The following is a 21,144-nucleotide window of genomic DNA, read 5'->3' as shown; positions in this document are numbered from 1 at the left end:
CGTGCAGGGGGTTCGCGCCGGGGTGGAGCCCCGCTGTTCGCGCACCGCGACTCCTCAGTCACGCTACGCTCACGAAAGGCCCCGTGCGGACCACCCCGTACGGCATCAGACGAAGACCCCGCCCACCCCTCCCACCGGCTCCCCTCGCCCCGACCCACTCCATCCTCGGCGCATCACAGCAATTCCTGGCACTTCACAGCAGAACGGCACAAGGCGACGAATGCCCCAGCACACCTCCGGGTCCGACCGGGCGGCCATCCCCCCAGCCGCCCGCGACGGTGGCAGCGTGCGGCCGCCCGCTCCCTCGACGCTCGACGAGCTGTGGCGGTCGTACAAGGCGACAGGGGACGACCGGCTGCGGGAGCAGCTGATCCTGCACTACTCGCCGCTGGTCAAGTACGTGGCCGGGCGGGTGAGCGTCGGTCTGCCGCCCAACGTGGAGCAGGCCGACTTCGTCTCCTCCGGGGTGTTCGGGCTGATCGACGCGATCGAGAAGTTCGACGTCGACCGGGAGATCAAGTTCGAGACCTACGCGATCACCCGGATCCGCGGCGCCATGATCGACGAGCTGCGGGCGCTGGACTGGATCCCCCGCTCCGTCCGGCAGAAGGCCCGCAACGTCGAGCGGGCCTACGCCACGCTGGAGGCACGGCTGCGCAGAACGCCCTCGGAGGGCGAGGTGGCCGCGGAGCTGGGCATCGAGGTCGACGAGCTCCATGCCGTCTTCAGTCAGCTGTCGCTGGCCAACGTGGTGGCCCTGGAGGAGCTGCTGCACGTCGGCGGCGAGAGCGGCGACGGCCTGAGCGTCATGGACACGCTGGAGGACACCGCCGCGGACAACCCCGTGGAGGTGGCCGAGGACCGGGAGCTGCGGCGGTTCCTGGCCCGGGCGATCAACACGCTGCCCGAGCGGGAGAAGACCGTGGTCACCCTCTACTACTACGAGGGACTCACCCTCGCCGAGATCGGGAACGTGCTCGGGGTCACCGAGAGCCGGGTCAGCCAGATCCACACCAAGTCGGTGCTGCAACTGCGCGCGAAGCTGGCCGGCTTCGGCCGCTGACCGGGGGTTTCCGGTCGCTGCCGGGCCCGGGTGACCGGCGTCCCCGTCGTGCTGCCTCCCCTCCGGGGCGGTGCGTCCGTACAGTGGACGACGTGCCAAGGATTCGAGCGGCCTCCGTGGCCGAGCACCGGTCGATGCAGCGAGCCGCCCTGCTGGACGCCGCGCGGTCCCTCCTGTCCGAGGGCGGGACGGAGGCGCTGACGTTCCCGGCGCTGGCCGAGCGGACGGGACTCGCCCGGTCGTCGGTGTACGAGTACTTCCGCTCCCGGGCCGCCGTGGTCGAGGAACTGTGCGGGGCCGACTTCCCCGTGTGGGCGGCCGAGGTCGAGGCCGCGATGGAGCGGGCGGCTTCCCCTGAGGGCAAGGTCGAGGCGTACGTGCGACAGCAGCTGGCCCTGGTCGGGGACCGGCGGCACCGGGCGGTGGTCGCGATCTCGGCGAGCGAGCTCGACGCCGGGGCCCGCGAGAAGATCCGGGCCGCGCACGGAGGACTGGTCGCGATGATCGTCGCCGCGCTGGGGGAACTGGGGCACGAGCAGCCCCGACTGGCCGCGATGCTGGTGCAGGGGATCGTGGACGCGGCGGTGCGCCGCATCGAGCTGGGCGCGGCGGAGGATCCCGCGGTGATCACCGAGGCAGCCGTGGCCATGGCGCTGCGGGGTGTACGGGGCTGATCGGCGCCCGGTGCGGAGCGCGGCACCGCGCCACCGCCCCACCCGACCGTGGCCGCGCGACCGTCCCGCACTACCCCTGCGGCAGCGGAACCCCCAGCACCGGCAGCAGTCTCGACGGCCCCCGGTTCAACAGCCACGGCGGCAACAGCAGCAACGGGTCCAGGTACGCCTCCCCCCTGAGCAGCCCCCAGTGCACGCACACCACCGCGCCGCAATGCGCCCCCGCCCCCTCGACCGCCCCCACCACCTGCCCCGCCGCCACCTCCTCCCCCTCGCGCACCGTCGCCGTCACCGGCTCATAGGTCGTGCGCAGCTCCGTGCCCGCCAGCTCCACCGACACCACACCCCTCCCCGCGACCCGCCCCGCGTAGGAGACCCGGCCCGCCGCCACCGCCCGCACCGGTTCCCCCGCAGCCGTGCCCAGGTCGACCCCCCGGTGCCCGGGCCCGTACACCGACGCCGGGGGCTCCCAGCCGCGCAGCACCGGCGGTCGTACCCCCACCGGCCACACGCGGGCGACCGCCGGAACCGACGCCGGTGCCGGCGCCCCGCCGTCCGCCCGGGCTCCTGCCACCGTCACCGCCAGGGCCAGCGGCAACACCGTCGCCGCCCACACCCACCGCATCGTTCGTCGCATGCCGACACCGTCCCGCAGCGCGTCGATCCCGGCCGGTGCCTGTGGACCGCTCCCAGGTTGTGGACAGCGGCGTCACCCGGTACCCCGCCGGTCCCGTACACTTCTTCTGGCGATCCGGGCCACCGGGTCGACTTCGCACGCCCCGACATCCGGCCGACACGGCAGGTGTCAGCGCTACTCGGTCCTTCGTGGCACAGCGCGCACGGGCGTCAGGCGCGGGAGCCGTCCGGCATCCGCGGCACAACCGAGACATTCAAGGAGATACGGCCATGGCCGTCGTCACGATGCGGGAGCTGCTGGAGAGCGGCGTCCACTTCGGTCACCAGACCCGTCGCTGGAACCCGAAGATGAAGCGCTTCATCTTCACCGAGCGCAACGGCATCTACATCATCGACCTGCTCCAGTCGCTGTCGTACATCGACCGCGCCTACGAGTTCGTCAAGGAGACCGTCGCCCACGGCGGCACGGTCATGTTCGTCGGCACGAAGAAGCAGGCGCAGGAGGCCATCGCCGAGCAGGCCACCCGCGTCGGCATGCCCTACGTCAACCAGCGCTGGCTGGGCGGCATGCTCACCAACTTCTCGACCGTCTACAAGCGTCTGCAGCGCCTCAAGGAGCTCGAGCAGATCGACTTCGAGGACGTCGCCGCTTCCGGTCTGACCAAGAAGGAGCTTCTCGTGCTCTCGCGCGAGAAGGCCAAGCTGGAGAAGACCCTCGGTGGTATCCGCGAGATGCAGAAGGTGCCCAGCGCCGTCTGGATCGTGGACACCAAGAAGGAGCACATCGCCGTCGGCGAGGCCCGGAAGCTCAACATCCCGGTCGTCGCGATCCTCGACACCAACTGCGACCCCGACGAGGTCGACTACAAGATCCCGGGCAACGACGACGCGATCCGCTCCGTCACCCTGCTCACCCGCGTGATCGCCGACGCGGTCGCCGAGGGTCTCATCTCCCGCTCCCGTGTCGCCACCGGTGACAAGGGCGAGAAGGCCGCGGGCGAGCCGCTGGCCGAGTGGGAGCGCGACCTGCTCGAGGGCGAGAAGAAGGCCGACGAGGCGGAGAAGCCCGCCGAGGCTCCCGCCGCGGAGGCCGCTGAGGCGCCTGCCGCCGAGGCTCCGGCCGCCGAGGCCGCCGAGGCTCCGGCCGCCGAGACCGCCGAGGCTCCGGCCGCCGAGGCTCCGGCCGCGGACGCCGAGCAGGCCTGACCCGTCAGCGTCGACGGCGGGGGCGGCGACATCCCGAACGCCCCCGCCGTTCACCCACAGGTTCGCGGTCCACATCTACGTGTGGATCGTGGATCGGGCAGATCTCCCGACTTCGAGAAAGACTTAACGACTCATGGCGAACTACACCGCCGCTGACGTCAAGAAGCTCCGTGAGCTCACCGGCGCCGGCATGATGGACTGCAAGAAGGCGCTGGACGAGGCCGAGGGCAGCGTCGACAAGGCCGTCGAGGCGCTCCGCATCAAGGGCCAGAAGGGCGTCGCCAAGCGCGAGGGCCGCTCCGCCGAGAACGGCGCCGTGGTCTCGATCATCGCCGACGACAACTCCTCCGGCGTCCTCGTCGAGCTGAAGTGCGAGACGGACTTCGTCGCCAAGGGCGAGAAGTTCCAGGCCGTCGCCAACGCCATCGCCGAGCACGTCGCCAAGACCTCCCCGGCCGACCTGGAGGCCCTGCTCGCCTCCGAGATCGAGGCCGGCAAGACCGTCCAGGCGTTCGTGGACGAGGCCAACGCCAACCTCGGCGAGAAGATCGTCCTGGACCGCTTCGCGCAGTTCTCCGACGGCTTCGTCCTGGCCTACATGCACCGCACGATGCCCGACCTGCCCCCGCAGATCGGTGTCCTCGTCGAGCTGGACAAGCCGAACGCCGAGGTCGCCAAGGGCGTCGCCCAGCACATCGCCGCCTTCGCGCCGAAGTACCTCTCCCAGGAGGACGTCCCGGCCGAGGTCGTCGAGTCCGAGCGCCGGATCGCCGAGGAGACCACCCGCGCCGAGGGCAAGCCCGAGGCCGCGATCGCCAAGATCGTCGAGGGTCGTCTGAACGGCTTCTTCAAGGACGCCACGCTGCTCGGCCAGCCGTACGCGCTCGACAACAAGAAGTCCGTCCAGAAGGTCCTGGACGAGGCCGGTGTCACCCTGAAGCGCTTCACCCGCATCAAGGTCGGCATCTGAGTCCGTACCCCGATCGACGCGCGACCCACGGGGAAATCCCGATAGGGTCGGTCGAGAGCAGTCGTCCGGGTACCCGGCCACAGCCAGGGTCGTGACGGACGGCAGCAGATCTGACGAGGAGGCCATTGCCGCGCATGGGCAGCGAAAAGCGACCCCACCGGCAATGGCCTTCTTCGTATGTGCACCACGTGAAAGAGGCGGGATCTCCATGACCACCAAGGCCCAGAAGAGCGACGACGGCAAAGTACGCGGCCGGTTTCTGCTGAAGCTGTCCGGTGAGGCCTTCTCCGGTGGCGGGGGCCTGGGGGTCGACCCCGACGTGGTGCACAAGATCGCCCGTGAGGTCGCGGCCGTCGTACGGGACGGCGCCGAGATCGCGGTCGTCATCGGCGGCGGCAACTTCTTCCGCGGCGCCGAGCTCCAGCAGCGCGGCATGGACCGGGCCCGCTCCGACTACATGGGCATGCTCGGCACCGTGATGAACTGCCTGGCCCTCCAGGATTTCCTGGAGAAGGAGGGCATCGACTCGCGCGTGCAGACCGCGATCACCATGGGGCAGGTCGCCGAGCCGTACATCCCGCTGCGTGCCGTGCGCCACCTGGAGAAGGGCCGCGTGGTCATCTTCGGCGCCGGTATGGGAATGCCGTACTTCTCCACCGACACCACCGCCGCCCAGCGCGCCCTGGAGATCGACGCCGAGGCGCTGCTCATGGGCAAGAACGGCGTGGACGGGGTCTACGACTCCGACCCCAAGACCAACCCCGACGCCGTCAAGTTCGACTCCCTCGGCTACGGCGAGGTCATCACCCGCGAGCTCAAGGTCGCCGACGCCACCGCGATCACGCTCTGCCGGGACAACAAGCTGCCGATCCTGGTCTTCGAGCTGCTCGCCGAGGGCAATATCGCGCGGGCCGTCAAGGGTGAGAAGATCGGCACGTTGGTGGGTGACCAGGGCAGCCGGGCCTGACCGGCAACGCCTGAGGACCCCGACCGGGGGATGGACATTGTCCGGCCGGTCGGGAACCGTGCAGCTAAGAAGACGCGACGCAGCCGGCCGCCGCCCGCAACGGAACCGCAGCCGGGCCTTACTCAAGACACGCAGGAGCAAGTGGTGATCGAAGAGACCCTCCTCGAGGCCGAGGAGAAGATGGAGAAGGCCGTCGTGGTCGCCAAGGAGGACTTCGCCGCGATCCGCACCGGCCGTGCGCACCCGGCGATGTTCAACAAGATCGTGGCCGACTACTACGGCGCGCCGACGCCGATCAACCAGCTGGCCTCGTTCTCCGTGCCGGAACCGCGCATGGCGGTCGTGACCCCGTTCGACAAGACGGCCCTGCGCAACATCGAGCAGGCGATCCGCGACTCGGACCTGGGCGTCAACCCGAGCAACGACGGCAACATCATCCGGGTGGTGTTCCCCGAGCTCACCGAGGAGCGCCGCCGCGACTACATCAAGGTCGCCAAGGGCAAGGCGGAGGACTCCCGGGTGTCGATCCGTTCCGTGCGCCGCAAGGCCAAGGACGCCATCGACAAGCTGATCAAGGACGGCGAGGTCGGCGAGGACGAGGGCCGCCGCGCCGAGAAGGAGCTCGACGACACCACCGCGAAGTACGTCGCACAGGTGGACGAGCTCCTCAAGCACAAGGAAGCGGAACTTCTCGAAGTCTGATGAACGACTCATCCTGGGGAGCCCCGCCGCCCGCCGGGCCGCAGGCCGGGCAGGCCGGGGCACCGGCCGGGTACTGGCGGCCGACCGATCAGGGCACCGGCCAGGGCTACGGCCCCGGCCCCGCCGACGGCTCCGGCCGGTACGGGACGGGCCCCGCCCACGGCTACGACCAGGGGTATGCCCAGGGAGCCGCCCCGGCGGGTCCCGCGTACGATGCGCATGACGCGCAGCAGACTCGCCCCATGCCCATCGTGCCCGACGACGTACCCCCGTACGGCGGTGACCAGGACGACGACCGGGGGGCTGCTCGGCTGAGCGGCCCCTTGTTCCGCAACGACACCTCGTCGGCGCAGCCCCTGCCTCACGCGGCCGCGCCGCAGAATCCGGAGCCCATGCCCGACGTCCCGCAACCGGCGTCCGCGCCGCAGAAGAAGAGCGCGGGACGCGACCTGGGTGCGGCCATAGGCGTCGGCGTCGGACTGGGCGTCGTGATCGTGGCGTCCCTCTTCGTCGTCAAGGCCGTCTTCGTGGGCGTGGTGGCGGTCGCGGTCGTGGTGGGGCTGTGGGAGCTCACCAGCCGGCTCCAGGAGCGCAAGGGCATCAAGGCACCCCTGGTCCCGCTGGCGCTCGGTGGCGCCGCCATGGTGGTCGCCGGTTACGCGCGCGGTGCCGAGGGAGCCTGGGTGGCCCTCGCGCTCACCGGGCTCGCCGTCCTGGTCTGGCGGATGACGGAACCGCCGGACGGCTATCTCAAGGACGTCACGGCAGGCCTCTTCGCGGCGTTCTACGTCCCGTTCCTGGCCACGTTCGTCGCGATGATGCTCACCGCCGAGGACGGCCCGCAGCGGGTGCTGACCTTCCTCCTCCTCACGGTCGTCAGCGACACCGGTGCCTACGCGGTCGGCTGGCGGTTCGGCACCCACAAGCTCGCCCCGCGCATCAGCCCCGGCAAGACCCGCGAGGGCCTGGTCGGGGCGGTGCTGTTCGCCATGGTCGCGGGCGCGCTGTGCATGCAGTTCCTGATCGACGACGGCACCTGGTGGCAGGGTCTGCTGCTGGGCCTCGCGGTCGCGGCCAGCGCCACGCTCGGCGACCTCGGCGAGTCCATGATCAAGCGGGACCTGGGCATCAAGGACATGGGCACGCTGCTGCCGGGCCACGGCGGCATCATGGACCGCCTGGACTCGCTGCTGCCGACGGCTCCGGTGGTGTGGCTGCTGATGGTGCTGTTCGTCGGCAGCGCCTGAGGCACGCGCACCGGCACCGCCACGCGCACCGGCAGCCGAACGGCACCGCCACGCGCACCGGCAGCCGAACGGCACCGCCACGCGCACTGGCAGCCGAACGGCACCGCCACGCGCACTGGCACGGGCCCGGCACCGGCTGTCGTACCCCTGTCGTGGGTGGGCCCTCGTCCTGTGCGGGCGGGGGCCCACCGGCAGGTCCGCCCCCGGATGCCGCACCAGAAATCGCACCTCCGTCCCGGTCACGGGCACACTCCGGGTGAGGACGCCGTGTCCTCCGACGTCCAGGGAGTGTGCCCATGCCCCTCGACCCGGCCCCGTCCGCCACCCCGTCCCCGGTCCCGGATCCGCCACCGGTGCGTTTCTGGCCCGTCGACGACCTGCCCGCGCTCGACCCCGACCCGTTCCTGGACGAACTGCTGCGCGACGAGCCGGTCACCAGGATCAGGCTCCCGCACGGCGAGGGACACGCCTGGCTGGTCACCCGGTACGAGGACGTCCGCTTCGTCACCTCCGACCCGCGGTTCTCCCGGGAGCGGGTCGTCGGCCGTGACGTCACCAGCATGCGCCCGGAACCGGTGGCCTCGCAGACGGCGGGTCTGCAGTACATCGACCCGCCCCGGCACAACCGGCTGCGCCGGGTCGTCGCCCGGGCCTTCACCGGGCGCGCCATGCAGCGGCTGCGGCCGATGGCGGAGCGCCGGGCCGGTGAGCTGCTCGACGCGATGGCGGCCGCGGGCCCGCCCGCCGACCTCATGGAGCATCTCCACGGTCCCTTCCCGATCGCCGTGGTCCGTGACTTCCTCGGCGTCGACGAGAAGGACCGGCACCGCTGGGCGGCGACCGGCGAGGCCCTGCTGTCCGCCGGCGCCGACTCCGAACAGCGTGCCGGACAGGCCGCACGGGCCACCCGGGCCCGGATCGCCGAGCTGCTCGGAAGCCGCCGCGAGGAACCCCGGGAGGACCTCGCCGGGGTGCTGGCGCAGGCCACCGAGGCCGACGAGATCACCTCCGACGAGGCGATCTCCCTGGCCACCGCCGTCCAGGTCAGCGGCGGCCACGCGGTCCGCAACAACAGCGGCTCGATGATGTACGCGCTGCTCACCCACCCCGAGCACCTGGACCGGCTGCGCCGGGAGCCGGAGCTGCTGCCGAAGGCCGTCGACGAACTGTTCCGCTACGTCCCGCACCGCAACGGCGTCGGCATCCCGCGGGTCGCCGTCGAGGACGTCGAAGTCGGCGGCCGGCTGATCCGGGCCGGCGAGGTCGTCTACAACGCGTACGTCTCCGCCAACCGCGACCCCGCGGTCTTCACCGGCCCCGACCGCCTGGACTTCGACCGTGCGGACGGCCCCCACCTGGCCTTCGGGCACGGCCCCCACCACTGCATGGCCGCGATCATGGCCCGGATGGAGGCCGAGGTGATGATCGGCTCGGTCCTCACCCGCTTCCCCGGCATCCGGCTGGCCGTACCCCCGGAGCAGGTCGAGTTCCAGCGCCAGGGCCTGATCCGCGGGCCCCGCACCCTGCCGGTGACCTGGTGACCTGGTGACCTGGTGGTGACCGAGAAGACCCGGAGGTCGGCACGGTCGGCTCGCATCGCACCCGGCGACGAGATCGACCAGCGACACACGCTGAGCCGGTGAGCCGGTGAGCCCGTGAGCCGGGCGACGGCCGGTCACCGGAGGGCGTGCGGGACGGCACCCGGACGCGAGGTGGCCCGCAGGCGCAGGCCGGCGGTCGCGAGCCCCACGAAGGTGGTGACCCGGTAGGCGGCTTCCGGGCCGGACGGCTCGCTCAGGTGGAGGCGGCGGGCGGTCCCCGCGGTCAGGAGGGTCAGCGTCTCCATGGCCAGGGCGGCTCCCTCGCAGCCGTGCGGCCCGGTACCGAAGGAGAGGAAGGCACCGGGTCCCGCCGACGAGCCGGCGTCGTCCGAGCCGGCGTCGTCCGAGCCGGCGTCGTCGAGCCAGCGCTCCGGCCGGAACCGGTCCGGATCGGGGTGTTCCCGCGCGTCGCGGTGGGCGGTGTAGGGGCAGACGAGAACGGTCGACCCGGCGTCGATGCCGTAGCCGGCGAGCTCGGTCCGGTGCCCGGCCTGCCGGGTCAGCAGCCAGCTCGGCGGGTGCAGCCGGAGCACCTCGCGCACCAGGGCCCGGGTGTACCGCAGGTTTTCGAGGTGCTCCCCGGTGGTCGCCGCCGGGTCCGCGGGCAGCAGGGCGGCCTCGGCCGCGACGCGGTCCGCCGCCTCGGGGTACCGCGCCAGGTGGAGCAGGATCCAGCCGGCCGCCCGGGAAGGCGCCTCGAAGGTGGCGACCGTGATGCCCGGGAGCGTGTCGAGGACGGCCTGCTCCGGCAGCGGGCCGTGGCGGGGGGAGGGCTGGAGCATCTGCCCGAGCATGTCGTCCCCCAGCGGGCCCGGTGAACGGCGCCGGCGGACGACGGGCCGCAACGCGTCGGTGAAGGCGACCTGCTGCCGGGTGCGGAACCGGCGTGCCGGTGTGGGGATCCAGGACGGCCAGACCCAGCGCGAGGGGAGCGCGAGCAGTTCGCGAGCCAGGAACAGCTGTGCGGCGAAGGGCAGCAGGGCCGGCGCGTCCTCGGAGAAGAGGTAGCGCACGCCGACCTCCGCCAGGGTGTGCCGCACGAGGGGCAGGACTTCGACGTCCCGGTCGGTGGGCCACCGCTCGGCGAGACGAGCGGTCCCGGCCGCGATCTCACCGGTCCGGGCCACGACCGCCTGCGGCCGCAGTCCGCGCATCCGGGCGGCGTGCGCCCGGGCCCGTTCCTCGGACGTCGGTGCTCTGCTCGCCGGCCGCAACGGCGGGAAGAGGGGCGACGAGGCCTTGGGGAAATCCCGCGCGCGGTGCAGGACGTCCTCGCACGCACCGGCCGTGGCGGCCACGTAGACCCCGGGCTCCAGCTGCCAGACGTCCCCGCATTCCGCCGCACCGCGGCGGGCCGTCGTCAGCCGGTCACGGCTCCAGGCCGCGAAGCTGCCTCCGGCCAGCCGCGGCGGCTCCTTCAGCGAGCCCATGAGAACGTCGGCCGGCGGGAGCCACCCGGGGTCCCCGCCGACGGTGTGGTCAGGCCGAGTCGTCGCCGGCGTAGGCGTCCCACTCGTGTTCCCCGTACGCACCGTAGTGGCGGGTGAAGAACTTGCCGAGCAGCTTGGCAATCATGATGTACTCCTCACTCCTGTCGGCAGACCGAATGCCACATGCCCCATATTGTCACATATGTGAGTTGTGCGATAAGGGGGCCACGGCTGCCCGGACGGCCTTTTGGCGGTCGGGCCACGTCAGCGCCGCCGGGGGAACTTCCAGTTGTTCTGGCGCAGCTTGAACAGTACGAACACTCCGCAGAGCACCCACACCACGAGGAAGGCCCACAACAACCACGGAGGCCCCTCCGGACGCTGTGCCAACCGAACCGATGCCGCATAGGAAGAGGTCATCCCTCCCGCGTGCCCGGCTGCGTCGGCAGGAACACGCGGACGACTGCGGGGGTCCGCAGGGCGTGCATGCCGTGCTCGTACTTGCCGTCCGGCTTGCGCCACGGCAACGTGATCGGCTTCGGCCACCGACGGGGCCAGCGGGACGTCTCGCTCCTCGATGCACTTCGGCGGAGTGACGACAGGCACCGACAGGCGTCGAGACGACAGCCGCAGTCCACCCGAGTGGCATGCGGCATCGCGCTTCGCTCGGGAATACGACTTCGAGGTGCCGATTCAGCGAAGGACGAGGAATGCCAGCAGTGATCTCGACGCAGGACTGGGCGGACACGCGACGCCTATGGGAGTACCACCAGATGGGCCACGCGCCCCGCCCCTGCTCCGTCGCGATCGGACTAGGATGCGACGCCGACGAAGACCAGGGCTGGTTCGACTGGAACGGCGAAGTCGCAGTACCGCCCAAGCACTCCCCGCACGTAGCTGGCCTCGGCGTTGCTTGCGGCGGAGTAGGGGCGAGGCTCACCACCGTTGACTTTGGCCATGGTGTCGCCAACCCAGACAGAAGCGTCTCTGTGCGTCTTGGTGTTGATGGTGAACACGCCTCCCGGTCCGATCAACAGGTGGTCGATGTCGCCACCGTTGATCTTCTCCACGCTGTGGAGGACCCGCCAGCCGAATGAGGACAGGCGTTCCAGCTCACGCCCGACTCGTCGTTCGCCCTCCAGGCCGGCGTACCAGGTGTCCCACTCCGAGGGCTGTCGAAGAAGTTTCGAGCGCAGTCGCTGTGCAGTTGAGGGGCCCCGTCCAGCGAACATGCCCAGCAGGCTCGCGCCGGGTCGATTCCTTGCCAGGTCCTCGCTGGGGGAGAGGGGAGGGAGGGGAGCCGGCCGGGCCACACGGCGGGTAGATGCTGCCGGAGGGCGGAACTGCGCGGCAGACGGCTCGGAGGCTGGTGCAGAGGCGCGGACGGGCGTTGGCCCGACGGTGAGGCTGCTACCAAGGTGGCGTCGCAGCAGGGCCAACGCATCGGCCCGGTACTTTTCCACTTTGATCGTCACAACCTTTGTCGCTCTATCCGCCCAAGCGACAGCGGTCCCGTCCGGGAGATTGACATACAGCCGATCCTTGCCGTGCCGCCTCCACGGATGCACTGTCAGGTCGCTCATCGGCCGCCTCCCCCAGCACGTGTGCCATGCCCACTCATATGCCAGCAGCCGGAGGCAGGGAGCGACAAGACCACGTCGAGCCTGTCGGGTCTCAGCTGATGCCTGACGTCTCTGGTCCCAGGTGGTGCTTGTGCGCCGGATCGCCCGGGCCCGGCCGTCAAGGTCGACGGTGACCGTGGAGTCCGACACGTGGACGGTCACGGTCTGGCCTGCGTAGGGGCAGCCAAAACAACTGATGCTCCGCTCGGCACCGGCTCCGCAGGAGATGTAGTGGCAGAGCAGATTGAGTCAGCCGCTGTATGCGCGCTGACGCCGCTCTGTGCCCGCGGGTGGGTGAACGAGGTCTCCACCTCGAAGGCCGATTGAGTGACTGAAGCGTCACGTTGCGTATGTGCGCGCGACGCATGTGGTGCGATGCCCACGTCAAATCCGGTCGGCCGGGCTCGGACAGTGACGGCTCGCCCTGGATCCGTGGACGATGGAAGGGAATCCCATGGTGCTCCGCGCGCTTGCGGCAGCTGGTGTCGTCACATCATTGTTCGGCTCGTCGGCCTTCGGTGCCGGCGCGGCTCCGCCCCCGCCGCCGACCCGGATCGTCATCGACAGTGTGGCGGCCAACGGCACCGGCTGCCCGCCGGGTACGGCCGCCGTGGCCGTCTCCCCGGACAACACCGCCTTCACCGTCACCTACAGTAACTACCTCGCCAAGGTGGGGCCCGGCTCGGCGCCGACCGACTTCCGGAAGAACTGTCAGCTCGACCTGCGCGTGCACGTCCCCGGTGGTCTCACCTACGCGATCGTGTCCGCGGACTACCGCGGCTTCGCGTCACTGGCGCCGGGTGCGTCCGGGACCCAGCGGGCCGGCTACCACTTCCAGGGCAACGTCACCACCACCAAGACCCATCGCTTCAAGGCCGGGTTCACCGGCGACTGGCAGACGACCGACACCGTGCCCGTCGCCGCCCTGGTCTTCGCCCCCTGCGGGGAGGAGCGCAACCTCAACATCAACACTGAACTACAGGTCGACCCCGGCACCTCAAGCCCGAGCGCCACCAGCTTCATGGAGATGGACTCGACGGACGGCACGATCAAAACCGTGTACCACGTGGCCTTGAAGCAGTGTCAGTGACTCCTGGCACTGCGATCGGTGGGTGCGTCCAGAGCCACGGCTCTCATATCGGTGGTAGCACCATGTGGTGAGCACTGGAGGAGGAAGCGCTGGCGAACCAGGGGTACCTCGGCTCGCCCTCACTTCTTCCTCTTGCAGCACGCGAGCCGCCCGGCCTCCTGCCACGCGCAGCAACGACGCGCACAGAAAAGCCGATCACGGCCACTGTCAACCATCAGCCGGGACCGAACTGTCAAGCGTCTACCGGGACCGGACAGACCACGTCGAGCCGGGCTGTCACAGGTTTCTCTACCTCATCAAGCCCCGGCTGCGCTCCGCTCCGCCGGGCGCGCTTCCCGGCTCCGCTGCGGGCGCCGCTCCTGCCTCCGGCCCGCTCCACCCGCGCTGCGCCGACGCGCGCCCACTGCCTGCTCAGCCGTCGGTTTGTTCGCCGACGAGGAATCCTTCGGCCCAGTGGGTGTGACCCACCGTGTACTCGTGCACGTGGAAGCCGTTGGGATGGTCCTTGAATCCGGGTAGGGTACGCGCCTGCTCGATGCGTTGTTCCGCCCGTTGCCGGCTCGAGTACAGGCCGAGGAACGTGAAGCTGTCCTCGCTGTCGTCCCAGAAGAGCGGTTCGCCGTCTTCCATGAAGTCGACGGTGTTGGAAGCGCCCGGCTCGTCCGCGAAGTGATGCCTGTGCACCAGGAGGTGGAGCGTCCGGTTCATGAGTCTCGCCCAAGCCCTTCGGGGGACACCGTGACGAACCCCTCGTTCCACACATCCTCGTCCACCGTCACGGGTGCGATCTCGAAACAATCAGGTTCGTCCCGGAACCCTGGAAGCTTCCTGGAGATCTCCCGCTGCCTCTCCGCGGCTGCCTGGTCCGGGTAGATGCCGATGATCCTCCACTCCTCCTCGTCCAGGTGGATGGTGCCGTCCGCATCGAGATGGATTACCCGTTCGTCCTGCTCCACCGCGAGATGGCGCGCGTGCCACAGCACGTAGAGATCGCCGTCAGGTTCGTGTTCGTCTGTCATCGCGGGAATTCTCCCTTGCTGGTGCGACGCTCGGGAGCGGCAGGTTCGCGCCCCGTATTGTGTCCGGTGGGTGACAGAAACGCGAAGAGTGCCCCTGACCTGCAACGATGGGACTTGTCTAGGGTCCGGGTCGTCACAGGAAAGAGGCACTCTTCAGGTGAAGAAGCGTATCGGGTCCTACCCGCGTGCCCGTACCGAGGGCGGTGGTTGCGGGGCGGTCTCCCAGGCCGGTGGTGTGCTGCTGGTCGAGACGATCCGCAAGACCGGCCTGGGCCAGGCGATATCGGATGCTGCGGGCCGAGCCGGCCGGGTTCGGGCCAGTGGCCTCCGATCCGACGGTCTCCCGACCGATCGACACTCTGGGCGCGGCCGGTCCGAAGGCCCTGACTGCGATCAGGACCGGGCGGGCACAAGTACGGGAACACGTCTGGAAGTTGGCCGGAGCCGCCGCGCCGGACGCCGACGGGCAGGCGACCGTGGACCTCGACGGGGTGCTGGTGGTCGCGCACTCCGACAAGCAGGATGCTCCAACTCCCCGCCCCCGGCTGACCAGCCGTCCACCCGTCCCGACGACCAGCACCACCCCACCCGGAGCAGTGGAACCCGGCGCCCACCCGACGCGACACCCGGGCCGCCACCATGCCCACCATCAGCCACCGAAAGCGAAACGGTCCACCGACTCCGTCGGCGGACCGTCATGCAAGATCGAGGCCAGATGGGGCAACGGGGCTACCTGACCCCCGTATCTACCCCATATCTATCGGCCTCGTCCCCATGTCCAGCGTCCAGTAGTGGCCCCACGGACCTCCTTGATAATGACTTACGCCAGCTCTTTTCGTTTCGCACCTGAGGATTGCGTTTCGGTGCCCCCAACCCCATTCCTCGTCGTGCTGCATCCAGGCCCTAACTGCCTCCTCTGGCGTCTCGTACCCTACGGCTACATTCTCGGCACGCCAGACGATGAAACTCCTCTGATACATTGGCTCGCCGTCTTCCCAAACCAGCTTCCCGCTAGGGCCACGGTGCATGTTCAGGTCGGCAACCACCCAGGCTTTGTCCTGATCTTTCAAATAGTCGTTGTGGGAACTGGCAGTGTCTGTCAGCCCGTGCGAGGAGAAGAACTTGTACCTGCACCCAGCCATGAGGGCGCCCTGGGTATTTCCGAGAGGTCTGTACTTATCCAGTTCCGGATGTTGACGCGCCTCGTTAATCAAATCCCAGAACAGCTTCTCCTCGGGAGTTGCTATGAGTACATACCACAGCGGGTATGGATCAGGGTCGATCCGTGGATGTACTGGATGCGCCATGGCGAACTTCTTTCACTCGTCAGCGAAAGGGCTTATTGAGACTCGCCGGACAAAGAGCGGGCCGAGGAAAGGCGGATGGTCTGCATGACCGTTCAACGAGTAATGAACAGTGCTTGTACGCCCGTTGGCGGAAGCCAGACTCCCCTGGTTCGTGGCTAGCCTCCTGCACTTGCTTCCCATTATCGGTGGACCTGCGGTTCCACGCACATTGGCGGCAGCAAGGCAAACGTAAGCGGACAGCGACGAGACAGCGGTCGGACGTGTGGCCGCAGGCGGCCATGCGGCACCTGGTGGGCAGCCCACAAGTGATCACCCTGGGCCGTCCCTGGGCCGTCCGCAGCCGATCAGCGACGACCGGTGATGACCGCCAGCGGCAGTTCCAGCAGCCGACAGCCGCAGGCCACCCGAGTGGATCTGCGACACTGGTACCACCATGCCCAAGCCCGGAGAACTCACTTTCGTCGCCCCGCGCGGAGCCAAGAAGCCGCCGCGGCATCTCGCCGACCTCTCGCCCGCCGAGCGCAAGGACGCGGTGGCCGAGGCCGGGGAGAAGCCGTTCCGTGCCAAGCAGCTCTCGCAGCACTACTTCGCGCGGTACGCGCACGACCCCGAGCAGTGGACGGACATCCCGGCCGGCTCCCGGGACAAGCTGCGGGAGGCCCTGTTCCCGGAGCTGATGACCGTCGTACGGCATCTGTCCACGGACGAGGGCACCACCCGCAAGACGCTGTGGCGGCTGTTCGACGGCACGCTCGTCGAGTCGGTGCTGATGCGCTACCCGGACCGGGTGACCATGTGCATCAGCTCGCAGGCGGGGTGCGGGATGAACTGCCCGTTCTGCGCGACCGGGCAGGCGGGTCTGGACCGGAACCTGTCCACCGCCGAGATCGTCCACCAGATCGTCGACGGTATGCGGGCGCTCCGGGACGGGGACGTCCCCGGAGGACCGGCGCGGCTCTCCAACATCGTCTTCATGGGGATGGGCGAACCGCTCGCCAACTACAAGCGGGTGGTCGGCGCCATCCGGGCGCTGACCGACCCGGCGCCCGACGGACTCGGCCTCTCGCAGCGCGGGATCACCGTCTCCACCGTCGGACTCGTCCCGGCCATCCACCGGTTCGCCGACGAGGGCTTCAAGTGCCGGCTCGCGATCTCCCTGCACGCCCCCGACGACGAACTGCGCGACACCCTCGTCCCGGTCAACACCCGGTGGAAGGTGCGCGAGGTCCTCGACGCCGGGTTCGAGTACGTGGAGAAGAGCGGCCGCCGGCTGTCCATCGAGTACGCGCTCATCCGGGACATCAACGACCAGGCGTGGCGCGGTGACCGGCTCGGCCGGCTGCTCAAGGGCAAGCCCGTGCACGTCAACCTCATCCCCCTGAACCCCACCCCGGGCTCCAAGTGGACCGCCTCGCGGCCCGAGGACGAGAAGGCGTTCGTCGAGGCGATCGCCGCGCACGGGGTGCCCGTCACCATCCGGGACACCCGTGGTCAGGAGATCGACGGGGCCTGTGGTCAGCTCGCGGCCACCGAGCGGTAATCTGAGGGCCGCAGGTACATCTTCATATTCCGACAGGGGAGCGCCACAGCGCTGAGAGTGCGGCGATCGGGCCGCAGACCCTCTGAACCTCGCCCAGGTCATTCTGGGTAGGAAGTTCGGTCATCACTCAAGCTGTTGCGCCCTGCCCGCGAGCCCCGTGCTCACGGGCAGGGCCGCGTCTCTTCCTGGTCCACCCCAGGAGGAAAACACCAGTGCACACCAGAACCCTCGTGGCCGCGGCCGTCGGGCTCGGTCTCGTCACGCTGTCCGCGTGCTCGTCGACGGGCACCGGCGCCGACTCCAAGACCGTCACCCTGGTCAGCCACGACTCGTGGGCCGTCTCCAAGAACGTGCTCAAGGACTTCGAGAAGCAGTCCGGCTACCGGGTGAGGGTCCTCAAGGACGGCGACGCCGGACAGGCCGTCAACAAGGCGATCCTGACCAAGGACAACCCCCAGGGCGACGTCTTCTTCGGCGTCGACAACACCCTGCTGTCCAGGGCGCTCGACAACGGGTTGTTCCAGCCGTACGAGGCCAAGGGCCTGGGCCAGGTCGGTGCGGCGTACCAGCTCGACGCCGCAAAGCACCGGGTGACGCCCATCGACTACGGCGACATCTGCGTGAACTACGACAAGGCGTACTTCAGCCGGCACAAGCTGACCCCACCCACGTCGTACGCCGATCTCGTCAAGCCGCAGTACAAGAACCTCCTCGTCACGGAGAACGCCGCCACCTCCTCGCCGGGCCTCGGGTTCCTGCTCGGCTCCGCCGCCCGGTACGGGGACGGCGGGTGGCCGGACTACTGGAAGAAGCTCAAGGCCAACGGCGTGAAGGTCGTCGACGGCTGGGAGCAGGCCTACAACGAGGAGTTCTCCGGTTCGGCCGGCGGCAAGAAGGCCAAGGGCGACCGGCCGCTCGTCGTGTCGTACGCCTCCTCGCCGCCCGCCGAGGTCATCTACGCCGACCCGAAGCCCAGCACCGCCCCCACCGGTGTCGCCACCGGCACCTGCTTCCGGCAGATCGAGTTCGCCGGTCTGCTGAGCAACGCCGGGAACACCAAGGGCGGCAAGGCGCTCATCGACTTCCTGGTCTCCAAGGAGTTCCAGCAGGACATGCCGCTCAACATGTTCGTGTACCCGGTGGTCAAGGGGGCCGCGGTGCCCGCCGAGTTCACCGAGTACGGTCCTGCCGCGCAGGACCCCGCGACCATGGCGCCCGACAAGATCGCCGCCAACCGTGACCAGTGGGTCAAGACGTGGACGTCACTCGTACTGAAGTGAGCGCCGGCCGGCGGGCGGGCGCGGCGCGGCTCGGGCTGATGCTCCTGCCCGTCGCGTTCTTCGCGGTCTTCTTCGCCTGGCCGGTCGCGGCGATCGTCGCCCGGGGCCTGAAGACCGACGCCGGCTGGCGGTTCGGGCGGATCACCGAGGTCGTCGGGCAGTCCGACATCCGGCACGTGCTGTGGTTCACCACCTGGCAGGCGCTCGCCTCGACCGCGCTCACCCTGCTGGTGGCGCTGCCCGCGGCCTACGTCTTCGCCCGCCTCGACTTCCCGGGCAAGCAGGTGCTGCGGGCTGTCGTGACGGTCCCCTTCGTCCTGCCGACGGTCGTGGTGGGGACCGCCTTCCTCGCGCTCGTCGGGCGGGGCGGTCTGCTGGAGGAGTGGTGGGGCGTACGGCTCGACACCACCGTCTGGGCCATCCTGCTGGCGCACGTCTTCTTCAACTACGCGGTGGTCGTGCGCACCGTGGGCGGGCTGTGGTCGCAACTCGACCCACGCCAGGAGGAGGCCGCACGGATGCTCGGCGTCTCGCCGGCGGCCGCCTGGCGCAAGGTCACCCTGCCCGCGCTCGCGCCCGCCGTGGCCGCCGCCGCGCTGATGGTCTTCCTGTTCACCTTCACCTCCTTCGGCGTGGTGCAGATCCTCGGCGGCCCCACCTTCGCCACCCTCGAAGTGGAGATCTACCGGCAGACCTCCGAGATCTTCGACCTCTCCACGGCCGCCGTCCTCACGATCGTCCAGTTCGTCGCGGTCGGCGCGATCCTCGCCGTGCACGCGTGGACGGTACGGCGCCGGGAGAGCGCGCTGCGGCTGGTGGACCCGTCGGTGACGGCACGCCGGCCGCGCGGGGCCGGCCAGTGGGCGCTGCTCGCCGGGGTCCTCGCGACCATCGCCCTGCTCCTCCTCCTGCCGCTGGCCGTGCTGGTGCGGCGCTCGTTCGACGGCGGTCTCGGCTACTACCGGGCGCTGGGCGACCCCGACGGCGGCACCTTCCTGGTCGCGCCGATCGAGTCGGTCGTGAACTCGCTGGAGTACGCGGCCGCCGCCACCGCCATCGCGGTCGTGATCGGCGCACTGGCCGCCGCCGCGCTGGCCCGGCGGGACGCGGGACGGCTGGTACGGGGGTTCGACGCGCTGCTGATGCTGCCGCTCGGGGTGTCCGCGGTGACCGTCGGCTTCGGGTTCCTGATCGCGCTGGACAAGCCGCCGCTGGACCTGCGGCAGTCCTGGATCCTGGTCCCGCTCGCGCAGGCGCTGGTCGGCGTCCCCTTCGTGGTGCGGACGGTGCTCCCGGTGCTGCGGGCCGTGGACGAGCGGCTCCGGGAGGCGGCGGCCGTGCTCGGCGCCTCGCCGTGGCGGGTGTGGCGGGAGGTCGACCTGCCGATGGTGCGGCGGGCGCTGCTGATCGCGGCGGGCTTCGCCTTCGCGGTGTCGCTGGGCGAGTTCGGGGCGACCGTGTTCATCGCCCGGCCCGACAACCCGACGCTGCCGGTCGCGGTGGCCCGGCTGCTGTCCCGGCCCGGTGATCTCAACTACGGGCAGGCGATGGCTCTTTCGACGATTCTGATGGTGGTGTGCGCGGTGGCGTTGCTGGTCCTCGAACGGCTGCGGACCGACCGGACGGGGGAGTTCTGATGCCGCTTCTCGAACTGGACGCGGCGACCGTGCGGTTCGGCGCGCGCGCCGTGCTCGACACGGTGGACCTGGCGGTCGCCGAGCACGAGGTGGTGAGTGTGCTCGGGCCCAGCGGGAGCGGCAAGTCGACGCTGCTGCGCGCGGTGGCGGGGCTGCAACCGCTCGGCGCGGGGCGGGTGGTGCTCGACGGCCAGGACCAGGCGCGGGTGCCGGCGCACCGGCGGGGGGTCGGGCTGATGTTCCAGGACCACCAGCTGTTCCCGCAGCGGGACGTGGGCGAGAACGTGGCCTTCGGGCTCCGGATGCGGGGGGCCGGGACGGAACAGCGGGCCGCGCGGGTGGCCGAACTGCTGGAGCTGGTGGGGCTGCCGGGTGCCGCGCGGCGGGCGGTGGCGGGGCTTTCCGGCGGTGAGCAGCAGCGGGTGGCGCTCGCCCGGGCGCTGGCACCCCGGCCGCGGCTGCTGATGCTCGACGAACCGCTGGGGCAGCTCGACCGCTCGCTGCGGGACCGGCTGGTGGTGGAACTCCGCGAGCTGTTCGGACGGCTGGGCACCACCGTGCTCGCCGTGACCCACGACCAGGGCGAGGCCTTCGCGCTGGCCGACCGGGTGGTGGTGATGCGGGACGGGCGGATCGCCCAGTCCGGTACGCCGCTGGAGGTGTGGCAGCGGCCGGCCGACGAGTTCGTGGCCCGCTTCCTCGGCTTCGGCAACGTGGTCCCGGCGACTGTCGAGGGCGCGGCCGCGGTGACCCCGTGGGGCAAGCTGCCGGTGCCGGAGGGCTCGGGACAGGGGGCACGGTCGCTGCTCGTGCGGCCCGCGGGCGTCCGGCTCGTCGCTGCCGCCGCGGGGCTGCCCTGCACGGTGACCGCCCGGACCTTCCAGGGCACCCACGTCACCGTCCACCTCCAGCCCGAGGACGGCGGCCCCCGTCTGGAGGCGGCCTGCGCGCTCAGGGCGGCACCGGAGACCGGAGACGCGGTGGGCGTCGCGTTCGACGCGACGGAGACCGTCGTACTGGACTAGGGCCCTTCTGATGGATCTCCGCGGCGTCGCGAGGCCCGGCACGCACGCTCGACGCACGGGGTGGCGGGCCAGGTGGCTCCGCCACATGACCCGCCACCCCGCACGCCGATCGCACGCACCGAACGCCG

General features: G+C 70.2%; 19 protein-coding genes, 2 pseudogenes and 1 riboswitch. Of the genes and pseudogenes, 15 read left to right on the top strand and 6 right to left on the bottom strand.

The window, feature by feature from the left end:
• Positions 1–220: 220 nt before the first annotated feature.
• Together whiG and AB0958_RS20570 are read left to right on the top strand one after the other, a co-directional pair.
• Complete coding sequence (whiG, locus tag AB0958_RS20575) at positions 221–1,063, top strand: RNA polymerase sigma factor WhiG (protein ID WP_358975079.1); 843 nt, start codon at positions 221–223, stop codon at positions 1,061–1,063.
• Between the two features lie 116 nt (positions 1,064–1,179).
• Positions 1,180–1,737, top strand: coding sequence for a helix-turn-helix domain-containing protein (locus tag AB0958_RS20570; protein WP_366891935.1), 558 nt, complete (start codon positions 1,180–1,182; stop codon positions 1,735–1,737).
• A gap of 70 nt (positions 1,738–1,807) precedes the next feature.
• Here the strand turns inward: AB0958_RS20570 and AB0958_RS20565 are convergent, their stop codons facing one another.
• Positions 1,808–2,374, bottom strand: a complete 567-nt coding sequence (locus AB0958_RS20565; protein WP_366891888.1) for a M23 family metallopeptidase — start codon at positions 2,372–2,374, stop codon at positions 1,808–1,810.
• 269 nt (positions 2,375–2,643) lie between these two features.
• Here AB0958_RS20565 and rpsB point away from each other — a divergent pair, with 269 nt between their 5' ends.
• The 6 genes from rpsB to AB0958_RS20535 all read left to right on the top strand — a co-directional run bounded on the left by rpsB (position 2,644) and on the right by AB0958_RS20535 (position 9,006).
• On the top strand, positions 2,644–3,579 hold the full coding sequence (gene rpsB / locus AB0958_RS20560; protein ID WP_366891887.1) for a 30S ribosomal protein S2: 936 nt from the start codon (positions 2,644–2,646) through the stop codon (positions 3,577–3,579).
• A 133-nt stretch (positions 3,580–3,712) separates the two neighbouring features.
• The gene (tsf, locus tag AB0958_RS20555; protein WP_132889829.1) at positions 3,713–4,549 is read left to right on the top strand and encodes a translation elongation factor Ts; all 837 of its coding nucleotides are present in this window, start codon (positions 3,713–3,715) and stop codon (positions 4,547–4,549) included.
• A 208-nt stretch (positions 4,550–4,757) separates the two neighbouring features.
• Positions 4,758–5,516 carry a UMP kinase gene (gene pyrH, locus AB0958_RS20550; protein WP_366891886.1) on the top strand — a complete coding sequence of 253 codons (759 nt, stop codon included), beginning with the start codon at positions 4,758–4,760 and terminating at the stop codon, positions 5,514–5,516.
• 144 nt (positions 5,517–5,660) lie between these two features.
• The gene (gene frr / locus AB0958_RS20545) at positions 5,661–6,218 is read left to right on the top strand and encodes a ribosome recycling factor (RefSeq protein WP_132889831.1); all 558 of its coding nucleotides are present in this window, start codon (positions 5,661–5,663) and stop codon (positions 6,216–6,218) included.
• A complete protein-coding gene (locus tag AB0958_RS20540) occupies positions 6,218–7,465 on the top strand; it encodes a phosphatidate cytidylyltransferase (protein WP_366891885.1) in 1,248 nt (415 codons plus the stop codon). The genes frr and AB0958_RS20540 overlap by 1 nt, the downstream gene beginning before the upstream one ends.
• A 296-nt stretch (positions 7,466–7,761) precedes the next feature.
• Positions 7,762–9,006, top strand: a complete 1,245-nt coding sequence (locus tag AB0958_RS20535; RefSeq protein WP_366891884.1) for a cytochrome P450 — start codon at positions 7,762–7,764, stop codon at positions 9,004–9,006.
• Between the two features lie 134 nt (positions 9,007–9,140).
• Here AB0958_RS20535 and AB0958_RS20530 read toward each other — a convergent pair whose 3' ends face one another.
• On the bottom strand, positions 9,141–10,496 hold the full coding sequence (locus AB0958_RS20530; protein WP_366891883.1) for a cytochrome P450: 1,356 nt from the start codon (positions 10,494–10,496) through the stop codon (positions 9,141–9,143).
• A 719-nt stretch (positions 10,497–11,215) separates the two neighbouring features.
• Between AB0958_RS20530 and AB0958_RS20525 the strand changes: the two are divergent.
• Positions 11,216–11,314: pseudogene (locus AB0958_RS20525) on the top strand (YdcF family protein); the annotation flags it as partial.
• Here AB0958_RS20525 and AB0958_RS20520 read toward each other — a convergent pair.
• Positions 11,309–11,728, bottom strand: coding sequence for a nuclease-related domain-containing protein (locus AB0958_RS20520; protein WP_366891934.1), 420 nt, complete (start codon positions 11,726–11,728; stop codon positions 11,309–11,311). The pseudogene AB0958_RS20525 and the gene AB0958_RS20520 sit on opposite strands and share 6 nt — an antisense overlap.
• An 844-nt stretch (positions 11,729–12,572) precedes the next feature.
• Here AB0958_RS20520 and AB0958_RS20515 point away from each other — a divergent pair.
• Positions 12,573–13,208: a DUF4360 domain-containing protein gene (locus tag AB0958_RS20515; protein ID WP_366891882.1), complete on the top strand. Its 636-nt coding sequence runs from the start codon at positions 12,573–12,575 to the stop codon at positions 13,206–13,208.
• A gap of 411 nt (positions 13,209–13,619) precedes the next feature.
• Here AB0958_RS20515 and AB0958_RS20510 read toward each other — a convergent pair whose 3' ends face one another.
• The gene (locus AB0958_RS20510) at positions 13,620–13,916 is read right to left on the bottom strand and encodes a hypothetical protein (protein WP_366891880.1); all 297 of its coding nucleotides are present in this window, start codon (positions 13,914–13,916) and stop codon (positions 13,620–13,622) included.
• The gene (locus AB0958_RS20505) at positions 13,913–14,227 is read right to left on the bottom strand and encodes a hypothetical protein (protein WP_366891879.1); all 315 of its coding nucleotides are present in this window, start codon (positions 14,225–14,227) and stop codon (positions 13,913–13,915) included. The genes AB0958_RS20510 and AB0958_RS20505 overlap by 4 nt, the downstream gene beginning before the upstream one ends.
• A 157-nt stretch (positions 14,228–14,384) precedes the next feature.
• Between AB0958_RS20505 and AB0958_RS20500 the strand changes: the two are divergent.
• Positions 14,385–14,754 (top strand): annotated as a pseudogene (locus tag AB0958_RS20500) (IS1380 family transposase); the annotation flags it as partial.
• A gap of 219 nt (positions 14,755–14,973) precedes the next feature.
• Here the strand turns inward: AB0958_RS20500 and AB0958_RS20495 are convergent.
• Positions 14,974–15,534 carry a CAP domain-containing protein gene (locus AB0958_RS20495; protein WP_366891878.1) on the bottom strand — a complete coding sequence of 187 codons (561 nt, stop codon included), beginning with the start codon at positions 15,532–15,534 and terminating at the stop codon, positions 14,974–14,976.
• Positions 15,535–15,967: 433 nt separating this feature from the next.
• Here AB0958_RS20495 and rlmN point away from each other — a divergent pair, with 433 nt between their 5' ends.
• From rlmN to AB0958_RS20475, 4 genes are all read left to right on the top strand, one after another.
• On the top strand, positions 15,968–17,074 hold the full coding sequence (rlmN, locus tag AB0958_RS20490) for a 23S rRNA (adenine(2503)-C(2))-methyltransferase RlmN (RefSeq protein WP_358975098.1): 1,107 nt from the start codon (positions 15,968–15,970) through the stop codon (positions 17,072–17,074).
• Positions 17,075–17,098: 24 nt separating this feature from the next.
• Positions 17,099–17,206, top strand: a riboswitch (TPP riboswitch).
• 80 nt (positions 17,207–17,286) lie between these two features.
• Positions 17,287–18,354, top strand: coding sequence for a thiamine ABC transporter substrate-binding protein (locus AB0958_RS20485; protein WP_366891877.1), 1,068 nt, complete (start codon positions 17,287–17,289; stop codon positions 18,352–18,354).
• Between the two features lie 38 nt (positions 18,355–18,392).
• Positions 18,393–19,991, top strand: coding sequence for an iron ABC transporter permease (locus tag AB0958_RS20480; RefSeq protein ID WP_366891933.1), 1,599 nt, complete (start codon positions 18,393–18,395; stop codon positions 19,989–19,991).
• Positions 19,991–21,016, top strand: a complete 1,026-nt coding sequence (locus AB0958_RS20475) for an ABC transporter ATP-binding protein (protein WP_366891876.1) — start codon at positions 19,991–19,993, stop codon at positions 21,014–21,016. Before AB0958_RS20480 ends, AB0958_RS20475 begins: the two co-directional genes overlap by 1 nt.
• The last annotated feature ends 128 nt before the right edge of the window (positions 21,017–21,144 follow it).

The organism is Streptomyces sp. NPDC006655, assembly GCF_040703965.1.
In the GTDB taxonomy this organism is placed as follows: Bacteria; Actinomycetota; Actinomycetes; order Streptomycetales; family Streptomycetaceae; genus Streptomyces.
This window is presented reverse-complemented; position numbering and strand designations above follow the sequence as displayed.